This window comes from Exiguobacterium sp. AB2 (genome assembly GCF_000696055.1).
Taxonomy (GTDB): domain Bacteria; phylum Bacillota; class Bacilli; order Exiguobacteriales; family Exiguobacteriaceae; genus Exiguobacterium; species Exiguobacterium alkaliphilum.
In genome coordinates this window covers 1-24,776 of sequence record NZ_JNAA01000032.1, presented here as the reverse complement: position 1 = coordinate 24,776, position 24,776 = coordinate 1, and the positions used below count along the sequence as shown (strand labels likewise).

Here is a 24,776-nt window from a genome sequence, read left to right as displayed (position 1 = left end):
CTCTTTTTCACGAACGGTATCAGTCCAGTATCAAGTTCAAATCTTACCCCTTTTTTAACAAAAAATCAACTCCACGATTACAAAATTTACATTACTTAATACCCGTTCCACGTAAAAAACACGCCTATGCGAGTCGCATAGGCGTGACAGTTTGACATCGAGTTAGACGCGTGTCGGCAAGAAGTGTTTCCGGGCGAGCCAGGCGCAACCGATGACACCGGCATCGTTTTCGAGTTCCGCGATTTTGAACGTCGTCGACTCATATACGCGTTCGAGCGCGAATCGTTTGAACTGGGCATCGAGCGGTTCAAGGAGTGCCTCACGCGCTTTCGAGACGCCGCCACCGATGACGATGATTTTCGGGTTGAGCGTGTTGGCGATATTTGAAATCGTCAGACCGAGGTATTCCGTCATCTCTTCGACGACTTCGGTTGCCACTTCATCGTTCGCTTTGTACGCTTCGAACACATCGCGAGCGGTCACTTCTTTCAATTCATTCAACGACGTTGTCCGATTTTTTCGTTTTTGTAGCGCCAAACGCGAGACCCCCGTCGCCGAGGCGATCGTCTCGATGCATCCGGTGCGGCCACATCCACACTTGACCGCTTTCGCCGCATCACGCTCAACGGTGATATGTCCAATTTCTCCGGCCATTCCCGCTGCCCCGTGGACGATGTTACCATTCGTGATGACACCGCCTCCGACGCCTGTACCGAGCGTGACGGCGAGGAGCTCCGACGCCCCTTCTCCGGCACCTTTCCACATCTCGCCGAGCGCGGCCGCGTTCGCATCGTTCTCAAGAACAGCCGGCAATCCGACCGCTTTCTCGAACTCGCTGACGAGCGCAAAGTTTTTCCATCCGATGTTCGGAGAATACTCGACAATCCCCTCCGAGAAGTTGATGAAGCCCGGTGCCCCGATGCCGGCCCCGGCAAAGTCCTCTTTAGACTTTCCTGATTCTACAAGATAAGCATTGAAAGAAGTCGCGATATCTTTCGGAATATGTACCCCGTTCTCACGAATGTCTGTCGTAATCTCCCACTTGTCCGAAATGATGCCATTCATATCAAGGACGGCCATTTTCACCGTCGTACCACCGATGTCGATTCCTAATAACCATTTCATATCCATCACTCCTCATGTCAAATAAATCGCTTTCATTCAATAGTTTACACTATCGAACCCCTTGTGCAAACATTTGCACAAGGGGTTTTTCTGTCAATCTATCGAATTTTTTAATTCATGTGTCAAAATGATCTTTGCCGTGTCATAATCGCGCTGCTCGATGATGCCACCCGCATGAAGTTCATCTAGTTCCATCATCATCAAGCTGATTTCAGCATCCCGCTCGCCAATGTAAATGATGGTCCCAAATCCTTTCAAAAACTGTTGCACGTCATAGAAGTTTTTCATACATGCCCCTCCATTCGCGAGAGTACGTATCGATGCAACAGTTTACGTGTCGCCTCGAGCGAAGAAACGTGTGTCCGTTCGTAACTATGGCTCGACTCGATTCCCGGGCCGACGAGGGCGTGCCGAACGTCATGGCCGGCACTGACTGCCGCTGACGCATCCGAACCATAAAAAGGATAGACGTCGATTTTGAATGCGATGCCTTCGTCTCTGCAAATCGAAGTGAATTGGCGACGTAACTTTAAATCGTACGGACCAGACGAGTCTTTGGCACAAATCGAGACCGTATACTCGTCCGAGTGTTGACCGTCTCCAAGCGCCCCCATATCGACGGCGATATATTCGATGACATCGTCCGGAATCCCGGCGTTGCCGCCGAACCCGACTTCCTCATAGTTCGAGATCAAGTAGTGGACCGGATGCGGCAACTCGGCGGCAACGAGGTCACGGGCTAAATCGAGCAAAATCGCCACCGATGCCTTATCGTCGAGATGACGTGACTTGATGTATCCTGTGTCCGTTTGCTTGAAACGGGGATCGAACGAGACGAAATCTCCGACTTCAATGCCGAGCGCTCGCACATCTTCCTCAGAATGAACGTCAGCATCGAGCCGGACCTCGATGTTCGAGGCAGAGCGTTCGGCGCTATTCGTATCTCGATAGACGTGGACACTCGATTGATGGACCAAAATCGTCCCTTCGACCGCTTCATTCGACTCGCGGTGCACGAGACAGTTCTCCCCTTCAATCGCCGTCCACGCATAACCGCCGACTTGCGTGAGGCGGAGGCGGCCGCTCGGTAAAATCTCTTTCACCATCGCCCCGAGTGTGTCGACGTGTGCCGTCAGCAAGCGGGCCGGGCCCACCTTTCCGTCGAACGTGGCAAGGAGCGCCCCTTTATTCAGACGTTTCGTCTTTACGTCGAGCTTCGCGAGCTGTTGCTCGACAAACTCAATCGCTTCATCGGTCATCCCCGACGGACTCGGTATTTCTACAAGTTGTTTCAACGTATCAATCATTTGATTACCCCTTTGTCATCGATAATAGCCATACAGGAAACAGGCGACAGTAAGCGCGACTGCGCTAACGAGGAACACGACGCGTCGCATGTATCGCGTCTCGTCCGGGAGACCGACGACACCCGCCATCAAGAAGCCGCCGACGAGACCGCCGGCGTGGGCGGAATGGTCGAGGCTTGCCCCGAGTACGAACGCAAGTCCTACGTTCAATCCTAACATAATGAATAACGGCGGACCGAGTGTCTTCATAAAAAGTGAGCGATCCCGAATCCCAAAGTAGAGCAAGGCGCCGACGAGTCCAAAAAGCGCACCCGACGCACCTGCCGAGATGGCATCACTGAACGCATACGACGCCGTCGACGCGATGATGCCCGCCAACAGATAAATGATGACGAAGCGCGGCGACCCGTACATCCGTTCCACGAGCGGCCCGAGCGACCAGAGCGCGAACATGTTGATGCCGAAATGGAACCAACCGATGTGGAGGAACATTGGCGTCAGAAGACGCCACCACTCCCCTTCGTCAATCAACGGATTCACTTTCGCCCCGAATCGAATGAGCGTGTTCGGGTCGAGCGTCGACCCGAACGACTCGGCAAGCCACATGATGAAAAACGTCACAAACATAAATACATACACCGCCTGGGGCTTCCCAAACGCAAACCGTCGTTTCAATTCCGCTTTGCGCTCCTGATCAAGCGCGAGCGCGAGCGGACGATAGTCGGCCTCCCCGATGTCTTCTGACGTGATATGCCGCTCAATCGTCACTTTCGCCGGAATCTTGAACGTGAGCGACGCGACTCGCTCTTCGTCGACGAGCGGCTCCCCATACAGATGGATGCGTAACTTACTCTTCCCTAGACGGGCAAGGCGGAACGAATTCATAATCGCCTCGATGTCCATCCCGACGTGATTAGCCCACGCCTTATCGGTCCTTATGTACAGGTGATAGACGTCTCCCGCTTTCGTGTCAAACAAGAGTAGCGCCCGAGACGGCTCGAGGATCCCTTCGACGCGCCCCCCCGCCAACACGTTCTTATAGATGTCTTCCCAAAATGAGCTCGTCATCTGAAATCCCCTCCCTTCCCTATAATTGTAATCCAATTCTGAAGCGGCGACAAAAAGGAGACCTCCCTTATATGCCCGTCAAAAAAACAGCCGGCACGAAGCCGGCTGCACTCTCTCGTTCACTTATAGCACGGGCTGCATCGTCTTCATCAAGACGTCTGCTGAATGGTGCATCTTTTGTTTCTCTTCTTCAGACAATTCGATTTCGACGACTTGGCGCACCCCTTGGCGATTGATGATGGCCGGGACGCCGATATGAATGTCATGTAGCCCGTACTCACCGTCCAAGTAGGCCCCGACCGTGAGAAGCGTGTTCTCGTTCCGGAGCACCGCTTTGACGAGGCGAAGCAGTCCGAGACCAATCGCATAATACGTCGCGCCTTTACGCTCGATGATATGATAAGCCGCATCACGGACGTTGACATAAATATCTTCAAGGTCTTCCCACGTGTATTCGTCGTTCTCTTCAAGCAACTGCTCGACCGACTTGCCGTAGATTCGGGCGTTACTCCATGCCGCGAACTCCGTGTCCCCGTGCTCCCCCATGATGTACGCGTGACAGTTGCGCGGGTCGACGTTGAAGTAATCGCCGAGCATGTAACGGAGACGTGACGTGTCGAGCACCGTGCCTGATCCGAAAACGCGATGTTTCGGAAGTCCAGAATATTTCCATGCCAAGTGAGTCATGATGTCGACCGGGTTCGATGCGATGATGATCATCCCGTCAAATCCTGATGCCATGATTTCCCCAATCATCGACTTCATGATTTTCGCGTTCTTCTCGACGAGGTCAAGACGCGTTTCACCCGGCTTTTGCGGTGCCCCTGCCGTGATCACGACGATATCTGCCTCCCCACAGTCCGCATAATCCCCGGCCCATACACGCATCGGTGAAGAAGCGAACGAGACGCCGTGATTCAAATCCATGGCTTCCCCTTCTGCTTTGGCTTTGTTAATATCGATGATTACGAGTTCTTCACAAAGGCTCGCTGTCGTCAATTGGTATGCGAAGCTCGCACCGACTGCACCGGCACCGACGAGCGCGACGCGTGTTACTTTTGCATGATTTAATGTTTCCATGTTGATTCTCCACCCTTCGAACAATCTGTTTCATGTTTTAGTAATATCTGTTACATAAAGATTGTAACATCATTCACAAATACTCACTACAATAGAAACCGTTTTCACTTTGGCGATATTGTGACGAAATTCACATTCGTTTGAAACATCTTCATTCACTGTACTACCCTTATCCGAAGACGAAAAAACAAATCAAGGCGGCGGCCGTAATCGAAGCGAAGTTGACCGCATCGTTTCCGAGCCAATGCCAACCTTTGACGTATTCGGTCGCTTCTCCGTGGTGCATCTGCTTCTCGGTCTGCTTTCCACATACCCGGCATCGGTACTTCCGTTGGACGGTCGCGCCGAGCAACGTATCCACGACGCTACCAATCAACCCGAGTGCGATTAACGCGAGCGTCACTTCGAAATCGAGCGTCATAAACGGATAGGTCGCCAACACGATTGTGGCGGCTCCAACAATCGACATGACCGTCCCATATAGTGACACACCGCCGCTCGTCCCCGGTTCGACCGGTCGAAACGTGAGGATGGAGCGCGGCTTTCGCTTTGCGAGCACACCGAACTCAGAGCCCCACGTGTCACTCGTCGCTGCGGCAATCGAAACAATGTAGGCATAGAGCCATGCCTCATTCGACGTGTATGCCATCGCGAGCGCGGTTAACATGCCAATTCCGCCGTTTGCGAGCACTTGGACGTAGTCACGGGGACCGGATTTTTCAACGATTTCATCGACCGGCGCCTTGTCGACGGCACGATACTTCGAGGCGAGCGAAGATGTCGAGAAGAACACGCCTAGTAAATAGAGACCGAACCAGCCGAAACCATAGCCAATCACCGTCCCCGTTACGACTGTCAATACGGCACCGGATAACGTGAGCGACTTCAGCCGGTATCCGGCATAGGCGACCAAGCAGGTTACGAGAAATATGGCTAACATCGAATCAATTCCCTTTCCGACACGATCACTCCGACCGGAATGTCATGCGCTTCAATTGGTATGTCGTCTAACACTTGGACGCTGTAGGCAAGGGATAGTGTTTGGCCGGCATACGACGCCAGAAAGCGGTCGTAATATCCCCCGCCCCATCCGATTCGGTAGCCAGAGCGGTTGAACACACGCCCCGGGACGACGCATAAGTCGACGTCACCGTCGACTTGTTGGGTCGTCGGCTCTAATATCCCCATGACCCCAGGTTCGAGGTCATCATAAGACTCGATTCGATGGAACGTGAGCCCCTCTGTCGTTACTTTCGGCACGAGTACCGTTTTTCCTGCCTGCCAAGCTGCTTCAATCAATGGCCGTGTGTCGACCTCAAGTCCGAACGAGAGGGTCAGGGCAACCGCCTTCGCCTCGATCCACTCCGGTAGTCTCATCACGTTATGTACGATGGCGGCATCGGCCTCATCGCGATTAGCTAATTCAGCAATCCGAGCATGTACCGCTCGTCTGAGTGCTTGTTTCGCATCCATATCACTCGCTCCTTTCGAAAAAAAAGGCCGCCACATGAGTGACGGCCAGTCTCATTATTTCACTTCGCGATAAAGCGTGTGACGGCGGAGACGTGGGTTGTATTTGCGCAATTCGAGGCGCTCAGGGTTGTTACGTTTGTTTTTCTTCGTGATGTACGTGCGATCGCCTGTTTCTGTGCAAGCTAGTGTGATTTTAACGCGCATTTCGTTCACTCCCATCTTACTGATGTTGTATCAAGTGCTTTTGCTTTACAGTCTAAGCATACTCAATTATCCTACCAATTTTTTATTGAAAAAGCAAGGTGTTTTCACGTACTTTTTCAAACGTTCTGCTTGTACGGCGAGGCATCGAGCGACAAGCAGTTTGTGACGTTATCTTTGACCGCATAGCGCGAAGCGAGCTCATCGATTGAGACGTCGGCACCGACATAGACGGTGTCCGCCTCGGCAAGGACACTGTTCTCAATTCGATGAATCGCATCGAACAAGCCACCATGACCATGGGGATTGCGCGTCGTTTCAAATGACAACATAGTTGAGTATAACGGAACAGCCAGCGATTTCGCAAGTGAACGTGCCGCCGGAATCGTCATCCAATCAAAATGATGAACGGCTTTGAAACGGACCGCGTTAACGAGTTCATGGACGAGCTTCACGTAACCGACGTTTTGTGCGGCGACTTGATTCATCACATGCTCTAAAAACGGGCTCGTCAAGCGGACGCGATAGACGTGGACGTTGTCATGACGTTCGTACTCGAGCAACCCTTCTTTATAAGGGGTAAGGACATACATCGTTTCACCTTGTTTCGCTCGCGCCTCCACTTCTTCGACGACGCGTTGTCCGAGGCCACCGACGACGTTGCCCGTATATTCTGGAGTCAAGACGAGAATCGCGTCAGCTTCCGCCTCACGTTCTTTCGTCACATAGTAGTCGTGTGGCGAGAGGAACGTGTCGACTTCAAGGTCTTCGTCCTGCAAGAACGGATAAGCACGGAAGTGTGCGTCGAGCACCTCGTCTGTCAGCTTATTCTCATAGAGGGCAGTCTCAAGTTCAGCGAAGAGGCGGGTATGTTCACGGAAACGCTCCGCTGCATACTGTGCCGTCGTCTGTCCGTCCAAGATGAACGCCCAGTCGCTCGAGACGGCAAGCACGTAATGCCGAATCAATTGTTTCAGTGCGCGGTCGGCGAGCGGTGACGTGCCTCGATAATCAGCCACGTCTTTGACGAGTTGCGTTTCCATCATGTGAAGGTGCCGTAACATCCATTCGTTGCGCTCGTTGATCCAGACGTCCCCATAGCCTTTACGTCCCCACGTGTTCATCGATACGTGGACCGTCTCAAGGTCTTGGAAATGACGTTCGAGGAACAACGCCGGCGTGATCGTCTCAATCCCGAACTGTTCAAGCCGCTCTGCGACTTGCCCTAAAAACTCAGGTCCTTCGAACCACCAGTGCCCGAACAGCTCCGCGTCAAATGGTGCCGTGACGAGAAACGGTGGGAACGTTTGAGCACCGTGCGCCTCGAGATGCGCTTCGAGCGTCTCGGCGAAGTCGGTCGCATGGTTTGCGATTTGATGTTCCGCCCAATCACGGACGTAATAATCCTTCTCGTCTGTATCGCCGGTGATGCGATGCATCTTCAAGCCGGTATCGAACCGGATCCCTTCCGGATGCATGAACGACTGGATGTAATCCCAATCGCGGTCATAGGCGAGGTCGCGATAAAATTCACGATAGTCCGGGTGACCCGGGTATCCGATCATCGAACTCCAAATTTTACCGGAGATGATTTGGTCGCGTGGGAAGAGCGCCACCCCATGCGGTGAATAGACCGGTGCCCCGATGCCTTTGCTCGGTGTCGGGTCGGCATCAAGGAGGGCGTGTTCATCGACGAACGTATAGCGTACCCCTTCCTCGTACAAGATGCGATCGACTCCAGGCGTGTAGGCACATTCTGGCAACCAAATGCCGGTCGGACGGAATCCGTAATGACGCTCGAAGCAGTTCAGACCACTGCGAATCTCGGTTCGGGCGGCTTGGTCGGTGAACAGATGCGGGTTGAAACCATGTGTCGCCGTACACGTCACCATGTCGATGTATCCGTGCTCACGATATGTACGGAACGCCTGGTTCAAGTTTTTATCCCAATGCAGGAACGTGTTCTTCAAATCTTGGTAGCGACGCTCGTAGAAATGGAGCGTGCCGACTTCCGCCTCGCTTCGTTCCCCGGACAGTTCAAGCGCAATCAGTTCGAGCATCTCATCTAAATGGGCGACGTATCGGTCTTGGACGAGCGGGTCGGCGAGCATCTCCACGACTGGCGGTGAGATACTGACCGTCCAATTGAGCGGCCGCTTTAAGCGATCGACTTGCCATAAAATCGGGATATATGTCTCGGAGATGGCTTCGTACACCCATCTCTCTTCTAAACGATGTTCTTCTTCATGCCGGACGTACGGAAGGTGGGCATGAAGGACGAGTGAAAAATAACCTGGTTTCATCTAAAAAGTCCTCCTTAGCGCACGAATCGGTATGCAGCGTATTTAGGTAACGTGTCGAGTAGTTCCGGTGATTCGACTTCACCGTATTGCCAACGACGGACCGGTTCGGCGAATCGCCCGACTCCAGCCGGTTCTGCCCGAGGTGTGTCGAGCGGAGTCGTGGCCACGAGCGGTAAGAATTCGCCTTCCATCGTCCGGATACCAAACTCGAACACGTATGTCGTGTTCGGGTCGAGCGGACGCACGAACCAGCTATTCGTCATTTCCGGCAACTCGAACGTGTATGAACGGTTCGCGTGCCCGCTCGTATAGTCGAGGAGCGTGACGTCTAAGATTCGGAACGCTTTCGGCAAGTCCTCCCACGGGCGCATGAACTGCATCGCCAGCGTCTCTTTCACGGCGTCCGATACTTCCCAAAAGACGTACACCGAATTTGGTGATTGGACCACAGCATGCATCAAATCGGCATCATAACGGTCAGGAAGCTTCCAATACCCTTCTGGTGCCTGTTCAAGGAGCGGTGAGTGATGTGATGCATTGGACTGAAGCGATGACGCGACTTGCTTCGTTGATTTTGATTTAGTTGCCTTCTTGCTAGATTTCATCTGTTTCTTCCCTTCGGCCTTTCGTGTCGGTGCGGCCGTAGCTGCCGTGACGTCCCCATGTTGGGCGCGCCATTTTCGCCAAGCGTATTGGACTTTTCCGATTGGCATGTCTAATTGTTCTGCAATCTGTTTTAACGTAAGCCCTTTTTCCTTCAAGGACACGATTTTCTCTTCCATCTATATGTGGCTCCCTTCCTAAAAAAATGCATGTAGTTTACTATTCGTCTTTGTTCCGTGATTTCCTGCACAAAAAAAGTAAAGAACAACATGTCTGTTGTCCTTTACCACTTTTGTCACTGATTTAAATCATAATGTTTCCCTTTTTCAAGGAATATCAAATGTTCTCCGAAATTGGTGACGTGGTCACCCATCCGTTCAAGGTAGCGAGCAATGTTCGAAAACTCATAAACATCGTTCGTGCCGACCGTCATGTTCGGAAGATTACCGATGTATTGCTTGATGACCTGCAAATTCAAGTCATCAATCACCTTATCCATCTCGTTCAATTCACGGACCCGGCTCACTTCCCCTTTGCGATAGGCGCGTGTCGCGAGTTCAAGCATATCGATCAATTGTTCGGCCATCTGTTTGAGCGGCTTGATGTCTAACACGTATGGCACGTGCTCGATGCGCGCGACGGCTTTGGCGATATTCGTCGCATAATCTGCGATCCGCTCAAGGTCGGTCGCCGATTTCATCGTCACGATTAAGCGGCGCAAGTCGGTCGCGACCGGTTGTTGTTTCGCTATCAATAGGATCGCCTCGTCATTGATTTCAAGCTCGAGATCATCGAGTTCGTTGTCGTTGTCGATGACCGTCTGGGCGAGCGTGAGGTCGCGTTTCTCAAGTACTTCGATGGCCGTGGCCGTCTGACGCATCGTCAAATTCGCCAAGCGAACGACCTTGTCTTCTAATTCGTTTAACTTCGTATCAAAAAATGTGCGATTTTGTGCCATGATTGTCTCCCCTTCTTAACCGAACCGGCCAGAAATATAGTCTTCAGTCCGTTTGTCCGTTGGATTCGAGAAGATTTTGTCAGTCGCATCGAATTCGACGACTTCTCCGTTCAAGAAGAACGCTGTCTTATCCGAGACACGGGCCGCTTGCTGCATGTTGTGTGTAACGATGATAATCGAATACTGCTCTTTCAACTCTTGAACGAGTTCTTCGACTTTAAGCGTCGAAATCGGGTCAAGTGCTGATGTCGGCTCATCCATGAGGATGACGTCCGGTTCGATGGCAAGTGTCCGGGCGATACAGAGACGTTGCTGCTGTCCACCCGAGAGGCCATACGCGTTCTCGTTCAAGCGATCTTTCACTTCATCCCAGATTGCAGCGCCGCGAAGCGAGCGTTCGACAATCTCATCAAGCACTTTTTTGTTTTTAATGCCGTGCGTCCGCGGTCCGTACGCCACGTTGTCATATACCGATTTCGGGAACGGGTTCGGTTGTTGGAACACCATGCCGACCGATGTCCGAAGATCTTCGACTTTATAATCGCGGTCGAAGATGTTGCGGCCATGATACAAGATTTCACCATTCGTACGGACAGACGGCACGAGCTCGACCATCCGGTTCAACGTCTTGATGAACGTCGACTTCCCACAACCCGACGGACCGATGATGGCCGTCACTTCGTTCTTCTTGATATCGAGGTTGACGTCGATCAACGCCTGATTGTCGCCATACCATAAGTTCAAGTTGTTCACGACATAGGCACTGTCTTTTTGCATCACCGTTTCGTTCGGTTGAGTTGTCGTTGTATTCACTTCATGATCTCCTTTGAGTTCTTTTTGTTTCATCATCTCGAGAGTCCTCCTCGTTACCTGCTACGACTTAATGTCGATTCGTGTACTTGTTACGGATATAGATGGCAGCCGAGTTCATGATGATCAACATCGTCATCAAGACAATGATTCCGGCAGCTGCTAGGTTTTGGAATTCAGCTTGCGGACGGCTCGTCCAGTTAAAGATTTGAATCGGGAGCGCCGTGAAGTCTGAGAAGACACTGCTCGGCGTCGTCGAAATGAACGTCGCCGCTCCGACCATAATCAATGGGGCCGTCTCCCCGATGGCACGTGATACGGCCAAGATGATTCCGGTGATAATCCCTGGAATCGCCGACGGCAAGACGACGTTGAACGTCGTCTGCCACTTCGAGGCTCCGAGTGCGAGCGACGCGTGGCGCAATTCCATCTTGACGGAACGAAGCGCTTCTTGCGACGCGACGATGACGATAGGAAGACTCATCAATCCAAGTGTCAACGCACCCGCCATAATCGAGCTCCCGAGTTCCATGACGCGAACGAAAATTGTCAACCCGAGCAATCCGAAGACGATTGACGGGACGCCGGCCAAGTTCGAGATATTCACCTCGATAAATGACGTGACTCGGTTTTTTGGTGCGTACTCTTCTAAATAGATGGCGGCACCGACACCGACGATGAACACCATCGGGACGATGAGTAACATCAACCATAACGTCCCGATCAAGGCCGGGTACAATCCGGCCTGTTCCGGGCGACGGGATGGGAAGTTACGGAGGAAATCCAAGTTCACCCAGCCACCACCTTTCGAGACGACGTCATAAATCAATGTCGATAGGACAAGCAGGGCAAAAACGAGTCCTGCCAAAAAGACGTACTTAAAAATTTCATTTAATTGGAGACGGCGCTTGATCCGTTGTGAAACGGAGTCACGGTCCATCAAGTTCTTCGTATTCTTGAACTCACTGTTCGGCAATGCCATATTAGTACTCCTCTCTGAAGCGGCGCGTCACCCAGTTCGCGAACAAGTTCATCACTAGGGTGAAGACGAACAATAGCGCACCGACCGCATAGATACTGTAGTATTCGATTGTCCCGTAGCCTGCGTCACCTTTGGCGATTTGGACGATATACGCTGTCATCGTTTGAATCGCATTCAGTGGATTAAACTCGAAGTTCGGTTGTGATCCACCGGCAATCGTCACGATCATCGTTTCCCCAATCGCACGACTCGTCGCAAGGACAATCGAGGCGATGATGCCTGAGAGTGCGGCTGGCATGACGACTTTGATTGCCACTTCTAACCGTGTCGCACCCAGACCGAGCGCCCCGTCACGAATTTTTTTCGGAACGGCGCTCATCGCGTCTTCCGAAATCGAGGCAATCATCGGAATAATCATAATCCCGACGACAATCCCTGGGCTAAGGGCGTTATAAATCTTTAAGCCCGGGATGAGCGCTTGCAAAATCGGCGTGACAAATGACAAGGCGAAAAATCCAAAGACGATGGTCGGAACCCCTGCGAGTACTTCAAGGATTGGCTTTAAAATCGTACGGGCTCGCTCGGAAGCATATTCGCTTAAATAAATGGCCGATGCAAGACCGAGCGGAACGGCAACGATCATCGCAATGACCGCAATCTTTAGCGTACCTGCAACGAGCGCCCAGACGCCGAACCGTTGATCGGCATTAAGCGGATACCATTCGGTCGAGCCTAAAAATTCGGCGACCGGTACGCGCTCGAAAAACTTGAACAGTTCAAACCCGAGTGTGAACGCGATGCCGACCGTCGTGACGACCGAAACGAATGCGCTCAAGAATAATAAGAACGGCATGATTTTATCAAACACGTTCGTCGTGCTATATTTCTTTTTCTTATTGGTTTCAATCATCTCTCGAATTGAAAACCCTTTGTTTGGTTGATTCATCTCGTGTATCGCTCCCTACCTCTTCATACTAGAAAGCACGGCGAGAAGGCGAGATCGACTCTCGCCTTCCACCGATTGCCTATTTATTCTCCGGCGAGCTCGTCGATGATACCGGCGTTCTCGTCGTAACGTGCCTGTTCCATTCCGACGTAGCCAACTTCTTCCGACAACTCGGCCGCGTTCTCGTTCAAGAATCGTGCGAACGCTGCAACTTGTGGTTTTTCGTTCAATGACGCGTTGTTAACGTACGTGTAAATCTCACGTGAGAGCGGGTAAGACAAGTCGTTGATTGTCTCTTGGTTCGGCTCTACCCCTTCGACCGCCATCGCGCGAAGCGTGCCTTCGTTCTCGATGTAGTACGCGTAACCGAAGAACCCGATTGCACCTTTCGTTCCAGCTATCCCAGTGACGAGGACGTTATCATCTTCTGACAATTGCGCGTCTTGACGGATGTCTGTGTCGTCAAGCACCGCTTCGTTAAAGAAGTCGAACGTTCCAGAATCTTTACCTGGTGCGAAGAATGTGATTTCTTCATCCGGCCAGTCCGAACGAACGTCTTGCCACGTCTTCACATTCGTGTCTGTCCACATTTTGTTTAACTCATCGATTGTGATGTCTTGTGCCCAGTCGTTCTCAGGGTTGACGACGATTGAAAGTCCATCAAGTGCGACCGATAGTTGTGTAAACTCCACGCCGTTCGCTTCCGCTTCCGCCGCTTCTTCTTCTTTGATTTCACGTGATGCGTTCGAGAAGTCTGTCTCGCCTGTTACGAAGCGTTTGAATCCGCCACCCGTCCCAGACACACCGACCGTCACTTCAACGTCTGGTTGCTCTGCCGAGAATTCTTCAGCGACAGCTTCCATGATCGGGAATACGGTTGACGATCCGTCCATGACGACTTTTCCTGAAAGTGCGTCACCTTCGGCTGCGCCATTTCCTTCTTCATTGTTCCCACATGCTGCACCTACAAGTGCCACCGAAGTGATTGAAGCGAGTAGTGCAGATTTTTTCATCCAAGACATTTCTGACGTCCTCCTTGAGTTTCCTTTGAATTTGGTTGTAGCTCTGTTGTTCTGTCCTACAATTAACATCCTAATAAACTACTATTAACGAGAAATGAACGGAACGTAAAAGAATTGTAAAGACAAAAAAAGAAGCCACCGAAGTGGCTCCTTTACTGGAGTTGCGCTTGTACATCTTCAAGATTGAAATAGGCCTTCATGATATCGTGGGCGACGCGCGTGTTGACGCCTTCCCCTTCAAGACCTGGCATGATGATGGCCCAAGCGATTTCAGGATTATCGTACGGGGCCCACCCGACATGGTTCGAGTTGAACGTCTTAATCGGTTCTCCGTTCGCATTCCGTTTCGCCTGTCCATCCGGTCCTTCGGCGATGGCTTGCGCCGTCCCGGTCTTTCCGGCCGCCGTCATCCCCGTCTGCTGCAGGATACGCGACGTACCGCTCTCGACACCTTGGCGATACCCTTGACGTACACGTTCGATATATTCGTCTCGAACGTTGACTTTGTTGAGCGCGTTCGGTTGGAACGTGCTGACGACTTGCTTGTTCGACTCGTCGAGCGATCCCGGCTCGATAATTTCTTTCAACAAGTGCGGTTGAACCCGATAGCCGCCATTTGCAAGCGCTGACGTGTACTGGGCCAACTGAATCGGTGTGTACGAGATGTACTGCCCGATCGACATATCCATCAGGAGCGTGACACGGTCCGGGACGCTCCGGAATCCGATTGATTCGTACGGGAGATCAATCCCTGTCTCGATGCCGAGTCCGAACTGTTTATAGTAATGTTCCATCGTATTGAACGCCTCGGTCACGTTCTCCCCGACGATTTGACCGGTCGAATAGTAATCGGCGAGCCGTAGGGCGATTTGGAACATATAAATGTTTGACGACAAGGCAAGGGCATCCAGGTCGTTGATGTTCCCCATATTCCGGTACGACGACTTGAGCGACGAACCGATGCGAATCGGCGTGTCATAAATATATTCACCCGGTTGGATGACTTCTTCTTCAAGTCCGAACGCGACCGTCGCACCCTTGATCGTCGAGCCGATTTGACTCGCCCGCAGGACCGTCCCGGTCGAGACGTCTTTGAATTCGTTCGTTTCATAGTCGAGCTCTTGTCCCGAGAGGGCAAGCAATTCACCCGTTTGTGGGTTCATGACGACGGCGAAGGCACGGTCAAAGTGCGGGCTGCCCGAACGGCCGGCTCGAATCGCTTTCTTCAAAATCTCATCGATTTCTTTTTGGAATTCGATGTCCGTCGACAAGATGATATCTTTCCCTGGGTTTCCGCTGACGCGGGTCGGTTCTCCGACCGGCTCCCCTTTATACGTCGTGAAGACGTCATAGGCTGGTGTCCCGCGCAGCACGTCCTCATACTGTTGCTCGAGAAAAGACGTTCCGACCCGATCGTTCAAGCCATACCCTCTCGCTTGATACGAGGCCCGCTGCTCAGCAGGGATTTGACGATAACTCCCAAGGAAACTTTGGAACGTCTGTCCGAACGGATATTCCCGCTCGTAATACGGTTCGACGCTGACACCAGGCAACAGTTCCAAGTTCTCTTCAATCAAGGCCATCTCTTTCGGTGAGGCCCCGACTTTAATCAGCTGCGGGTCGAGAGCGTAGCCCGACTCCATGTTATGTTTGATGGCGATAATCTCTTCTGTCGCATCATCAAACGCAATCTCTTCATCCGTGATTGAATCGAGCAATAATTGGTCGACGTCCTGATTCGATAACGCCGCCCGCTCTTCCTCGGACAAGTCGGCGAGTAGCGTTTGGACTCGTTCCTGGGACCGCTCTGGATCGATGGCGATCCAATAATCCTTGCGGTCACGCTCTGTCACTTTGCGATCTTTTTCGGGTACGTCCAAAATCTCTGCAAGTTTGAGGGCGACATCGAGCCGTTCATCCGCTTTCGTCACTTGCGAGCGACGATACATGACGGAGTAGTTCGAAATCGTATCCGCGAGCACTTGGCCGTTTCGATCATAAATCTTTCCGCGCGGCACCTCATATTTGATTTTACTCGATTCCGTCTTCTGGACTTCACGGGCAATCAATTCCCCGTTGACGATTTGGACGACGCCTAATCGGAAGATGAGTGTCGCGAACAAGATGAATACGATAAAGAATAGTAAATTCAAGCGTAACGGAAGGTGGTTGCGCCGTTTTTTCGGTACGTTCACGCGGTTTCTGGCCAATTCCGTTGTCTCCTTCCTCAATCAATTTCTTCTATAAGTATAGGTGCTGTGTTAACTTCTATTTTCGACTCGTTTTTCACTATATCATAATTTGTTTACAAAATAATTAAATGTATAAAAAATCCCGAGATTCGACAGAATCTCGGGAAATCTGGTTATTTCGCGTCTGCGTAGAGCTTCGCCACATAATCCCAGTCGATGACGTGGAAGAATGCTTGGATGTAATCTGGACGACGGTTTTGGTAGTTTAAGTAGTACGCGTGCTCCCAAACGTCGAGTCCAAGAATCGGCTGAACGCCTTCCATGATCGGTGAATCTTGGTTCGGTGTCGATGTGACTTCGAGCTTGCCGTTTTTTCACGACGAGCCAAGCCCAGCCTGAGCCGAAGCGACCAGCTGCCGCTTTCGCGAACTCATCTTTAAACGCGTCGAAGCTGCCGAACGCTTCGTCGATTGCTGACGCGAGTTCGCCAGATGGCGCCCCGTTCTCATTTTTCTTGAGCAATTTCCAGAAGAACGAGTGGTTCCAATGTCCGCCACCGTTGTTGCGGACGGCCGTTTGAATGTCAGCAGGAAGTGAATCGAGGTTTTGAAGCAATTCTTCGAGTGAAGAATACTCCACGTCTTTTCCTTCGAGTGCATTGTTTACGTTCGTGACATACGTGTTGTGGTGCTTCGAGTGGTGGATTTCCATCGTGCGTGCGTCAATGTGTGGTTCGAGTGCATCGTATGCGTAATCAAGTTGTGGTAATTCAAATTTAGCCATAACTAAAATCCCCCTTAAATTTGGTGTGAACAACGTTCGTTCTAAATGTAACAGATTTGTGACGGCATTCTCAATTGTAATGCTTTACTCGACGTCCGCTTCCGGCAACGCCCATACCGAGATTGACCCTGCCGCAACTTTAAATACCCCATTTCCGTCTTCATCAATCTCGACAACCGTGTCGACCGTATTCGTCAAGTCGACCCATTTCTCTCCGGCGCGATGTTCCCCGACGAACATCTGCTTCTCAGCCTCTTCCGAGTTCGAGATAATGACGGCGCAGCCGGAGCGTTCGATCGCTTCGACACCGTGTCGGACCCAGCCGATGACATGCTCGTTATCGAAATAGTCGTCTTGTTGACCATACGCCTTCTCGCGGCGGGCGTAAAGGAGCGGGTCGATCGCTTCTTTCTTCCCATCGGACGGGTGTGGTCCATTGATGCCGTAGTAATCGCCATAAAACACGCACGGATAACCGTCTTGACGAAGCAAGATTAGACCGTATGCGATTTGTTTGAACCAATCCTCGACCCATGATTCGAGCGCTTCGGCCGGCTGGGAATCGTGGTTATCAACAAACGTGACCGAGTGAAGCGGGTGTGACTGGACGAGCGTGTCGTCAAAAATTGTCCGCATATCGAACGATTCCCCTTCGACGGACGCGCGTTGCAAGTTGTAATGAAGCGGCACATCGAACAAGTCGACGTGATAATCGATGTTGTCGAGGAAAGCACGGCAATCTTCGAGCTCGGACTTCCAGAACTCACCGACGAGGTAGAAATTTTCCCCTTTCTCATCTTTCATCGTCTGGCTGAACTCTTTGACGAAATCATAGTTGATATGTTTGATCGCATCGAGCCGGAAGCCGTCACATTTCGTCTCTTCGATGAACCATTTGCCCCAATGGAGCACTTCTTCTCGCACTTCCGGATGGTGATAGTCGATATTGGCAAACATCAAGTAATCGTATACCCCGAACTCGTCATCGACGTTATCGTTCCACTTCTTGTTTTCCCCGAGAATGAAGAAGATGCCACTATGTTCCGTCGCCGCGTCGTAGTCCGTCCCGTTGAAATGATGGAAGTTCCACTTGAATGAAGAGTATTTGTTGTTGCGTGCCTCGTAGTCGAATTTCGTCCACCCTTCGATCTCGAACGGCTCTTCAGACAAGACTTTCGTCCGGTCTTCCGGGTCGACTTCGAGCACCTCAAACTTCTCTGTCGCATCCGCCCCAGCCTTATGGTTCAAGACGACATCCATATACACTTGCATCCCGAGCGACTGGACGTGTTCCGTCGCTTCGAGCAGCTCTTGTTTTGTTCCATATTTCGTGGCGACCGTTCCTTTTTGATCAAACTCGCCCAAATCATACAAATCATAAATGCCATACCCTGTGTCCTCATTGCTCTGACCTTTCGTGACCGGGGGCAACCAGAACGCTGTAATGCCAGCTTCTTTCAATTCCTCGGCCCGTTCTTTCAACCGTTTCCAATGCTTCTGGTCAGCCGGGACATGCCACTCAAAGAATTGCATCATCGTATGATTTCGTTCCATCTCATTCGCCTCATTTCATATTTTTCAAAAAACAAAATGCTAACGGATATTTACCCACGTCTTCGACTTTGAAAACAAAAAAAACAGCTTTCATATAAGAAAGCTGTCAACAATGGACCCTGTAGGACTTGAACCTACGACCGGACGGTTATGAGCCGTCTGCTCTAACCAGCTGAGCTAAGGGTCCTTATGAATAGCGGCGGAGGGAGTCGAACCCACGACCTCACGGGTATGAACCGTACGCTCTAGCCAGCTGAGCTACACCGCCATGTTATTATACAGTAATAATATACTGAATGATAGACCCACTGTCAATCAAATTAAGAGAACTCGAAAAAAAACCTTCGTCCACGAGTGCGTGGACGAAGGTTAGGCGTTAGACAGTCATTTCGTTGTTGGCATCTTCAAGCGTGATTTCTGTGATGTTCATCGCATGATCACCGATGCGCTCCAAGTTCGAGAGCATATCGACGAAGAACATGCCGTCTTGGCCGTCACATTCACCCGTATTGAGACGGACGACGTGATTTTTACGGAACTGACGCTCGAGCATATCGAGTTTCGCTTCCATCTCGATTACTTGACGGGCTTCGTTCATGTCCCCGCTAGCGAGTGTTTGAAGCGACTTTTCAAGGGTTGCGCGCGTCAAGTCGTACATTTCCGTCAACTCTTTTTGCGCGTCTTCCGAGAGTGTCACGCGAGTCGCCGTCTTGTAGTCAATCAATTCGATGATGTTTTCGACATGGTCACCGATTCGCTCGATGTCATTGATCGCGTGCATCAACGTTTTGTGTTCTTTCGATTCTTGCTCTGTCAAATCGACCGCAGCGAGTTTGACGAGATAATCTGTGATTTTCGCGTTGAGCGAGTTGAGCGCTTCTTCAATGTGCGCTGACTTTTCAGAGTGTTTCTTATCGCCAGTCGCCATGTAGTTGCGTGCCTCATCCAAGCCAAGCTTCGCGAAGTCACCCATGCGAATCACTTCGTATTTCGCTTGTTCGACAGCGATAGAAGGTGATTGTTGGATGAAGATTGGGTCTAAATGCTGTGCCTTCGTATCGACGATTGAATCTTCACCCGGTACGAGTTTCGTCACCATCCAAGCAATCGCTCCGATGAACCAGAACTGGATGAACGTGTTCGCTACGTTGAACGTACCGTGAGCGAATGCGATTTGCATTTTCGACTCGATGGCGAGAAGGTCTGTGATCCAGAAAATATATTGTGTGAAGAGTGGCAAGATGACCAAGAAGATCACCGTACCAATCAAGTTAAAGATAACGTGTGCCGCTGCTGTACGGCGTGCCGCCACTGAAGCACCGATTGAGGCAAGGATAGCCGTAATCGTCGTTCCGATGTTGTCACCGAACAATACCGGGAGGGCTGCATCGAGTTCGATTGATCCACCCGCGTAAAGCTCTTGCAAAATCGCGATTGTCGCAGAAGACGACTGAACGAGAACCGTGAATACCGTACCGACGATGACGCCGAGGAACGGGTTTTCACTCATCGATTGTGTCAAATCGATGAAGTATTCGCTTGAACGGAGTGGACGCATCCCGTCACCCATGAGTTCAAGACCGTAGAAAAGTGCACCGAGTCCGAACACGACTTGTCCAAGATGTTGGAACTTTTCTTTCTTAAAGAAGAATAAGAAGACGGCACCGACTGCAATCATCGGTAGTGCGTATGCACCGACATCGAAACCGATGATGAACGCCGTGACGGTCGTCCCGATGTTCGCCCCCATGATGACCCCGATCGCTTGACGGAGCGTCATGAAGCCGGCGCTAACGAGTCCGACCGTGATGACGGTCGTACCTGACGACGATTGAATCAAGACGGTTACGATAATCCCGGCGAGTACCCCGAGAAATGGATTCGTTGTATACTTATCAAGGATGTCGCGCAGACGATTTCCTGCTGACTTTTGGAGGCCGTCTCCCATCGATTTGATTCCGAAGAGGAAAATCCCTAAACCTCCAAAAAACATGAATAACATTTCTTGCAAATTGTATTCCACGATTTATGTACTCCTTTTGATTGTGAATTGGTTGTTTTTGCTTGGTTGTTAATGCCCTACTCATTATGCCTTCTTCACCCGCCGAATGTAAACACGTTTAATGTTAAGGTTTTATTAAACCACTGTACTCATTTTTATCTATTTTTTTAAAATTGTATTATAACAGATAGGAGTTTCAACTTATGCTTACTTCGACTGCCGCTTTTTTACGCCATAGTCTCATCCCGACGAAACGAGCGCTCAGACTACGTCTCGCCCCGCTCCACGCTTACATGCTCGCGAGTATCGGCTTCACCGTTCTCGTCACGCTCGTCGATTACATGATATTACAGCCCGATTTCTTCGCACCGATGTGGTTGTTCTTACACGGCTTCGCCATCTTTTTCTTCTATATGATGACGGTCGCGTTCGTCTCGCTTTACGTCCAGTTCGTCACGAGAGTGCGCCAACAGAAGGCTTGGCCGTATCGACAAGCTTGGCCGTATACAGTCGCTATGACGATCGTCCCGATGTTTATCGTGATTCTGCTCTATCATGTCGTGCCTGATTGGTTCACAGGCGGACTGCTCATTCTCGTCGTCTATGTCACATGGCCGCTACTTCGTGCACCTGTCCCAAACAAAAGACAACCGAGATCCCGTTAACGGTCTCGGTTGTCTTTTTGTATCGGTTGCAGCGTATGGAGGACGTCATGGACGTGTTGACTCTGCGCACGAAGTTCTACACCTGCGACGTGTAGCGTCGTCTGTGCGTCGGAAAACACGTCGACTCCGTTATAAAAACTTTGTAATTTCTCTTCAAGTGCCTGCCCGACTTCTTCGAGCGGCTCAACCGCCCGCGCCATCTGTGACAGCTCTTCTCCCGTCGCTCTCGTCATCTCGCCAATCGCTTGATACGATTCGACCTGACGCCGGACACTAGCGTCAATCATCTCAATCCCTGACTCCAGTCGTGTCAATTGATCCCCTAAATCCCCGATGTCTGCATTGAATCGCTCTAAGTCTTCTAGTGTCTCATCTCGCTCGAATCGCATTGCTTCGATTGCCGAAACCGCTGAAATCGAGGCATCGTTCGTCACTTTCGCCAGTTGCCCCACTTCGCTCGCGACGACAGCGAACCCTTTCCCGTGCTCGCCCGCGCGAGCCGCTTCAATCGATGCATTGAGCGCCAACATTTTCGTCGCCGCCGCCATCGATACAATCGTTCGCAACGCGTGTTCGGCCTGTTTTGACACGATTTCGCTTTCGAGCAACCGCTTTTGAATTGCATCCGCCTTCTGTTTGAACTGCTGACTCTCACCGTGCAAGGAATGGAAGGACGAACGTTCGTTCATCAACAACTTCACCAGTACCTCCGCTTGTTCGTCAACGTGTTGAATGTCTTGATTTAACTCGTCAATCTGACGTGTGACGTCGGTAAAACGATGCGTCGTCTCGTTCGTGTAAAACTGATAGGACGCACTCGTCTCTTCTAATGAAGTGGCCACTTCTCGAAACCCGATTAACTGTTCGGCGTTTCGTTCAAGCTGTTTCGTGAACGTAGGTAAACTCGACTCAAGTGCCATCGATGTCTTCGTCAAAATGTGAATCGAAGTGTTCCATAACTCAATCAACGTATTGTATTCTCGCTCGAGGTGCAACATTTCAGATGACTTAGCATACAAGTTTACAGGGTCGAACGTTCTCGTATTCACCGCATCGCGTAGTCGTTCAGAAAAAAGGGTGACCGGCCGTAATTCGCGACGAATCAGGTGGCTGAACAACAACATGATGACGATGACAGATCCACCAATCATTACGATGATCTGTTTTCGGAGCGCCCACATCGCACCGAGCACGGATTCTTTCGAAACAACGAGGAGATAATCCGCTCGTAGTTCTGGGATGGCAATGACCGAAATAAATGTGTCCGCGCTCTCGATGAAGCGAGGGTTCGTGTCACCGTCTGGCACCGTTTCAGTGTCAAGCGTTCGAAGTGGCTTTCCTGTCAATAGAGCCAGGTCTCCTTCCCGAACGAGGTATTGACTCGCCTCGAGTCCGTCCGCGGATAAGAGAGAGGCTTGTTGCATATAGGTCGATTTTAGCGAACGCTCAAGCGCTTGCTTATTCGCCACATAGGCTCCATACGTCACTTTCACGGATTCCCGGACGACCGTCGCCTCTCGGTTCAACCGTTTCTCGATCTCTAGCGAGAGCTGTTTCTCTGCCTCGAACGCAAACCATGCGAACGTTATAAGAAATAATAGGATGACGCTCGGCATGAGCATCCACTGCAACTTGCGCTCGATTTTCCATATCGGCTTTCTCCAACTTCTTATCCACTGCAATCCGATTCACACCTTTCCATCTTGCTGGTTCGGTTACTATATCGGTCTTAAGACGGTGGAAAATTATGAAGCATCTGTTAAGATAACGTTAGCTTTTGTAAAGAGCACATCTCATGAACGCTTGCTGGGTGCTTTTTCATAAACATTTCGTTATGATAAATAGGAAACCTATCATCTTATATCGATTGGAACCTTTCCAAAAGAAGGAGATCATGTATATGTCAGAAATACTACACCGTTCACTAACTCGTCCGATTCGTGTCGGCAACCTCATCATCGGGGGATCAGATGAAGTCATCATTCAATCGATGACGACAACGAAAACACATGACGTCGAGGCGACCGTAGCCGAGATTTTACGTCTCGAAGAGGCCGGATGCCAAGTCGTCCGCGTCGCATGTCCGGATGAACGGGCCGCAGATGCGTTGGCCGAAATCAAGAGCCGCATCAACATCCCGCTCGTCGTCGATATCCACTTCGACTACAAGTTGGCACTGAAAGCGATTGAAAGTGGTGTCGACAAGATCCGCATCAACCCGGGTAACATCGGGCGCCGTGAAAAAGTCGAGGCCGTCGTCAACGCGGCGAAAGCGAAAGGCATCCCGATTCGAATCGGTGTCAACGCCGGCTCGCTCGAGAAGCAGTTCCTCGAGAAATATGGTTATCCGACGGCCCAAGGGATGGTCGAGAGTGCGATGCACCACGTGAAGATCCTCGAAGACCTCGGTTTCTATAACACGATTATCTCGCTCAAAGCGTCAGACGTGAACCTCGCGCTCGAGGCGTACACGCTCGCGGCGAAGACGTTTGACTATCCGCTCCACGTCGGGATTACCGAGTCGGGCCCGCTCTTCTCCGGCTCACTCAAGTCAGCCGCCGGTTTAGGTGCGATTCTCTCACTCGGAATCGGTTCGACGGTGCGCGTCTCACTTTCAGACGACCCGGTCGAAGAAGTGAAAGTCGCGAAAGAAGTGCTCAAGTCGTTCGGACTTGCTGCGAACGCCGCGACACTCATCTCGTGCCCGACGTGCGGCCGGATTGAAATCGACTTGATTTCAATCGCCAAAGAGGTCGAAGAATACATTCAAAACATTAACGTCAACATCAAAGTCGCCGTACTCGGTTGCGCGGTCAACGGCCCAGGGGAAGCTCGTGAAGCCGATATCGGTATCGCCGGTGCCCGCAACGAAGGACTCCTCTTCCGTCACGGGAAGATCATCCGGAAAGTGCCGGAAGCGACCATGGTCGAAGAGTTGAAAAAAGAAATCGATGCCATCGTCGCCGAAAAACTCGCCGCACGTGAACTCGAAGAACAAGAACTCGCCAATCAATCGAAATAACCTGTCTCCCGCTCGGTTGCAACCGAGCGGGTTTTTGTTAAAATAGACTCTGTGAACAAGGAGGGATCAACATGCATATCGGAATCGACCTCGACGGGACCGTCACGGACCCGCAAAGTTGTTTTCACTACATGAACGACGCGCTCGGTTACACGATTGATTATCAACGCGCGACCGAATATGAGTTGCACACGTATACGACGATGACGCAACATGATTTTTGGAAGTTCATGATTGAACACGGGCACGAAGAAGAAATTTATCGCCGCTCGCTGCCGCATACGGAAGTGAGTGACGTTTTATGGCATATGCGAAAGACGCATCGCCTTCACTACGTGACGGCGCGAAGCGAGGCCGTCCGCTCTGTGACCGAGGACTGGATTAAACAGCAGGCGCTGCCGCTCGATTCACTAATCATGACAGGAAGTCACGACAAGGTCGGGGTCGTCCAAGATCTGTCGCTCGACCTCTTCATGGAAGACCGGTACGAGAACGCCATCTCGATTCATGAGCAGACCGAGATTCCGGTGCTGTTGTTCGATGCGCCGTATAATCGAAAACCGTTGCCGCATGGCGTGAAACGGATTGCCTCTTGGAAAGAAGCGCTCCACTATGTGAACCGTTTCGAGGCGAACCGTTCCATCTCCACCCGCTAAAAAAGAGGAATCTCAGGATTCCTC

The 24,776-nt window shown here is 51.2% G+C and carries 22 protein-coding genes, 2 tRNA genes and 1 pseudogene; 3 read left to right on the top strand and 22 right to left on the bottom strand.

What is annotated here, in order from left to right:
* Positions 1-162: 162 nt before the first annotated feature.
* The 21 genes and pseudogenes from DI14_RS04700 to DI14_RS04600 form a co-directional block, all read right to left on the bottom strand.
* Positions 163-1,131 carry an ROK family glucokinase gene (locus tag DI14_RS04700; protein WP_034805887.1) on the bottom strand — a complete coding sequence of 323 codons (969 nt, stop codon included), beginning with the start codon at positions 1,129-1,131 and terminating at the stop codon, positions 163-165.
* An 87-nt stretch (positions 1,132-1,218) separates the two neighbouring features.
* On the bottom strand, positions 1,219-1,413 hold the full coding sequence (locus DI14_RS04695; protein WP_034805884.1) for a YqgQ family protein: 195 nt from the start codon (positions 1,411-1,413) through the stop codon (positions 1,219-1,221).
* Complete coding sequence (locus DI14_RS04690; protein ID WP_034805881.1) at positions 1,410-2,432, bottom strand: M42 family metallopeptidase; 1,023 nt, start codon at positions 2,430-2,432, stop codon at positions 1,410-1,412. The genes DI14_RS04695 and DI14_RS04690 overlap by 4 nt, the downstream gene beginning before the upstream one ends.
* Before the next feature lie 15 nt (positions 2,433-2,447).
* Positions 2,448-3,500, bottom strand: coding sequence for a rhomboid family intramembrane serine protease (locus DI14_RS04685; protein WP_034805878.1), 1,053 nt, complete (start codon positions 3,498-3,500; stop codon positions 2,448-2,450).
* Positions 3,501-3,623: 123 nt separating this feature from the next.
* Positions 3,624-4,580, bottom strand: a complete 957-nt coding sequence (locus DI14_RS04680; protein ID WP_034805876.1) for an L-lactate dehydrogenase — start codon at positions 4,578-4,580, stop codon at positions 3,624-3,626.
* Positions 4,581-4,749: 169 nt separating this feature from the next.
* A complete protein-coding gene (locus DI14_RS04675) occupies positions 4,750-5,520 on the bottom strand; it encodes a DUF92 domain-containing protein (RefSeq protein WP_034805873.1) in 771 nt (256 codons plus the stop codon).
* Positions 5,514-6,053, bottom strand: a complete 540-nt coding sequence (locus tag DI14_RS04670; RefSeq protein WP_034805870.1) for a 5-formyltetrahydrofolate cyclo-ligase — start codon at positions 6,051-6,053, stop codon at positions 5,514-5,516. The genes DI14_RS04675 and DI14_RS04670 overlap by 7 nt, the downstream gene beginning before the upstream one ends.
* A 54-nt stretch (positions 6,054-6,107) precedes the next feature.
* Entirely contained in the window at positions 6,108-6,272 is a 165-nt protein-coding gene (gene rpmG / locus DI14_RS04665; protein ID WP_255344260.1) for a 50S ribosomal protein L33, read from the bottom strand.
* 101 nt (positions 6,273-6,373) lie between these two features.
* Positions 6,374-8,557, bottom strand: a complete 2,184-nt coding sequence (locus tag DI14_RS04660; protein WP_034805868.1) for a 1,4-alpha-glucan branching protein domain-containing protein — start codon at positions 8,555-8,557, stop codon at positions 6,374-6,376.
* A gap of 14 nt (positions 8,558-8,571) precedes the next feature.
* The gene (locus DI14_RS04655; RefSeq protein WP_034805866.1) at positions 8,572-9,339 is read right to left on the bottom strand and encodes a DUF4912 domain-containing protein; all 768 of its coding nucleotides are present in this window, start codon (positions 9,337-9,339) and stop codon (positions 8,572-8,574) included.
* A 116-nt stretch (positions 9,340-9,455) separates the two neighbouring features.
* A complete protein-coding gene (phoU, locus tag DI14_RS04650) occupies positions 9,456-10,118 on the bottom strand; it encodes a phosphate signaling complex protein PhoU (RefSeq protein ID WP_034805863.1) in 663 nt (220 codons plus the stop codon).
* A 15-nt stretch (positions 10,119-10,133) separates the two neighbouring features.
* Positions 10,134-10,895 (bottom strand): phosphate ABC transporter ATP-binding protein PstB, encoded by a 762-nt coding sequence (pstB, locus tag DI14_RS04645; RefSeq protein WP_051622572.1) that lies wholly within the window; start codon positions 10,893-10,895, stop codon positions 10,134-10,136.
* Positions 10,896-10,998: 103 nt separating this feature from the next.
* Positions 10,999-11,910: a phosphate ABC transporter permease PstA gene (gene pstA / locus DI14_RS04640; RefSeq protein WP_034805860.1), complete on the bottom strand. Its 912-nt coding sequence runs from the start codon at positions 11,908-11,910 to the stop codon at positions 10,999-11,001.
* A gap of 1 nt (position 11,911) precedes the next feature.
* Positions 11,912-12,856, bottom strand: a complete 945-nt coding sequence (pstC, locus tag DI14_RS04635; protein WP_034805857.1) for a phosphate ABC transporter permease subunit PstC — start codon at positions 12,854-12,856, stop codon at positions 11,912-11,914.
* Between the two features lie 83 nt (positions 12,857-12,939).
* Positions 12,940-13,878 (bottom strand): PstS family phosphate ABC transporter substrate-binding protein, encoded by a 939-nt coding sequence (locus DI14_RS04630; protein WP_034805853.1) that lies wholly within the window; start codon positions 13,876-13,878, stop codon positions 12,940-12,942.
* 152 nt (positions 13,879-14,030) lie between these two features.
* Positions 14,031-16,088, bottom strand: a complete 2,058-nt coding sequence (locus DI14_RS04625) for a penicillin-binding protein 2 (RefSeq protein ID WP_034805850.1) — start codon at positions 16,086-16,088, stop codon at positions 14,031-14,033.
* A 155-nt stretch (positions 16,089-16,243) separates the two neighbouring features.
* Positions 16,244-16,853: pseudogene (locus DI14_RS04620) on the bottom strand (superoxide dismutase).
* Between the two features lie 84 nt (positions 16,854-16,937).
* Entirely contained in the window at positions 16,938-18,407 is a 1,470-nt protein-coding gene (locus DI14_RS04615) for an alpha-amylase (protein WP_034805847.1), read from the bottom strand.
* 113 nt (positions 18,408-18,520) lie between these two features.
* Positions 18,521-18,594: transfer RNA gene (locus DI14_RS04610), tRNA-Ile, on the bottom strand.
* Between the two features lie 7 nt (positions 18,595-18,601).
* A tRNA-Met gene (locus DI14_RS04605) sits at positions 18,602-18,675 on the bottom strand.
* A gap of 108 nt (positions 18,676-18,783) precedes the next feature.
* The gene (locus tag DI14_RS04600) at positions 18,784-20,430 is read right to left on the bottom strand and encodes a Na/Pi cotransporter family protein (protein WP_034805844.1); all 1,647 of its coding nucleotides are present in this window, start codon (positions 20,428-20,430) and stop codon (positions 18,784-18,786) included.
* Between the two features lie 182 nt (positions 20,431-20,612).
* Here DI14_RS04600 and DI14_RS04595 point away from each other — a divergent pair, with 182 nt between their 5' ends.
* Positions 20,613-21,074, top strand: a complete 462-nt coding sequence (locus DI14_RS04595) for a hypothetical protein (RefSeq protein ID WP_235193395.1) — start codon at positions 20,613-20,615, stop codon at positions 21,072-21,074.
* On the opposite strand, the gene DI14_RS04590 is transcribed toward DI14_RS04595, so the two are convergent.
* Entirely contained in the window at positions 21,071-22,756 is a 1,686-nt protein-coding gene (locus DI14_RS04590; protein ID WP_235193394.1) for a methyl-accepting chemotaxis protein, read from the bottom strand. The two genes, DI14_RS04595 and DI14_RS04590, sit on opposite strands and share 4 nt — an antisense overlap.
* A gap of 218 nt (positions 22,757-22,974) precedes the next feature.
* On the opposite strand from DI14_RS04590, the gene ispG reads away from it, so the two are divergent.
* Positions 22,975-24,096, top strand: coding sequence for a flavodoxin-dependent (E)-4-hydroxy-3-methylbut-2-enyl-diphosphate synthase (ispG, locus tag DI14_RS04585; RefSeq protein WP_034805838.1), 1,122 nt, complete (start codon positions 22,975-22,977; stop codon positions 24,094-24,096).
* Positions 24,097-24,167: 71 nt separating this feature from the next.
* Positions 24,168-24,752 (top strand): hypothetical protein, encoded by a 585-nt coding sequence (locus DI14_RS04580; protein WP_235193393.1) that lies wholly within the window; start codon positions 24,168-24,170, stop codon positions 24,750-24,752.
* The last annotated feature ends 24 nt before the right edge of the window (positions 24,753-24,776 follow it).